The sequence below is a fragment of the Streptomyces sp. NPDC037301 genome (assembly GCF_055602785.1).
In genome coordinates this window covers 1-1873 of the sequence record NZ_JBVJWD010000162.1, presented here as the reverse complement: position 1 = coordinate 1873, position 1873 = coordinate 1, and the positions used below count along the sequence as shown (strand labels likewise).

General features: G+C 69.4%; 2 pseudogenes. Both read right to left on the bottom strand.

Annotation, left to right across the window (positions count from 1 at the left end):
* A pseudogene (locus tag ACZ7IB_RS49110) lies at positions 1–427 on the bottom strand (endonuclease domain-containing protein); the annotation flags it as partial.
* A 43-nt stretch (positions 428–470) separates the two neighbouring features.
* Positions 471–892 (bottom strand): annotated as a pseudogene (locus ACZ7IB_RS49105) (transposase); the annotation flags it as partial.
* Between the last annotated feature and the right edge of the window lie 981 nt (positions 893–1873).

Genomic DNA, 1873 nt, shown 5'->3' with positions numbered 1-1873 from the left:
CCAGATGGTACGGCCGGGCGTCTTCACGTCGTGCTGCCCGCTCGGGCCCGCCCAGCTCCTGCAGTTCCCCCGTGATGCGCTGGCGCCAACGCAGCGGCGTTTCCTCGTTGCACTCCTGCCTCGGCGCCCCACGAAACGGACCGATGCGGACGAGGTCTTGCCGATCCATCCCAACCGCGTTCAGTTCCGCGGCCGCCCGGCGCACCTCAGCCTCCGGAACACTCAACTGACCGCCGCTCGCCCTCACCGTCGCCACCGCATGGCCGCCAAGCAGGACGTACCCCACCCGGGCATGGGCAGGAGAGCAGGTGAATGCCCCAGAAGCCGTCGGCACAGCACTGTCGGCCGTCAAATCGACCCACAGAGCGTCCGCGGCACCCAGGGTGATCAGGCCGTCCGTGCGACCGGGCATGACACGCTCTGACATACCGACAGGCTAACGGCCTGCAACGCGGCAACGGGTCTCCAAGCGCCTCGGTCAGCCGGGCGATGAGGACGGGCGGATCGTCGGGGCCGGCGGCGTCGTGGTGAGCGCGCGGTCGTGGAGTCCACGCTGACCAGGGACAGGTCCACCTCCCCCGCTTCGCAGCCTCCGCGATCAGGCCCTCCAGCAGGGCCTCGAAGACACCGGCGTCACGCCATTGCCGGAAGCGGTTATGGACGGTCGACCAGGCACCGAACTCCTGCGGCATCTCCCGCCACTGCCCACCGGTCCTGAACCGCCAGATCACGCCCTCGAACTGCTGCCGCAGCCGCTCGGGTACGGGCCGTATCTCCCGATCGGTAGATACGGCCCAATGAACTCCCACTCCACGTCCTCGTAGTGGCGGGTGCGGACCTCTCCGAGGGGCGCGCCGGCCCTGGCCGGGCAAGGACGTCCCGAGAAGCGCAGCGGCGGCGCGCGGCTGGACGACGGCGCGGTGGGGAGCCCGGTACCACATCGCACGCCGGCCAGCCGCCGGGGTCCGGGCGAGGTCCACCTCCCCGGCGTTGATCAGCGCCCCGCGCAGCCGGTTGACGGCCGAAACAGCTGTTCCCTGCCAGATCACACCCTGGCCGCCGCGCCATGCCCGTGTGAGCCCGGTCAGTCGAACGCGCGCAGCACCAGGCGCGCAAATTCTGTGATCCCCCGCCCGATCCCCCCGAGCAGTCCCGTCTCCACCGCCACCTCGGCGGCATCCGCAGCCGCGTCCGCGCGGTCCGGCCCGGAACGGCACCGCGAACAGGAACGAGGCCAACTGCGCTTTCGCGCACCGCACTTCTTGCACATCGCCATGCCCGCATTCTCCCCTGGCCGGGCTGCGGGCCTGCCGCCCCAGCACCGCGAACTCCTCGGCGCCGGCCACGGCAGGCAGCGTCACCAGGTCCTCCTCCGGTGCGACGGTCTGCTCGAACGGCACCGGGCCGCCGGCGCAACGAGGTCACAGCTCCCGCCCCACTGACCAGGTATTCCTCACTCAGTGACCAGCCAATCCTCACTGCTTGTCCAGCCAACGCCCGGCCATCACTGCTCAACACCCCGTAGAAGCACCCCAATCGGCCCGGCCCGCAGCGCCCAAGGCCGGACATCAAACTGAGAACCATCTCGGACACGGAAGCGAGAACTCCCACTACGGCCACGGGACGGCGTGAGTGACCATCGGGACTATGGGGCGGCGGGAGATCTCTCTGCGGCACTGTCACGTTGGCTGACCGGGTGGGATGATCTTCGTGTTGATCACGCTGGGGAGGGGATCGCTGGTGTCGTCTGTGCTGCCGTCGTACAGCGGTCACCGGTTCCCGGTCGAGGTGATCTCGCACTGCGTGTGGCTGTACTTCCGCTTCCCTCTGTCCTACCGCGAGGTCGAAGAGCTGATGCTCCAGCGCGGCGTCA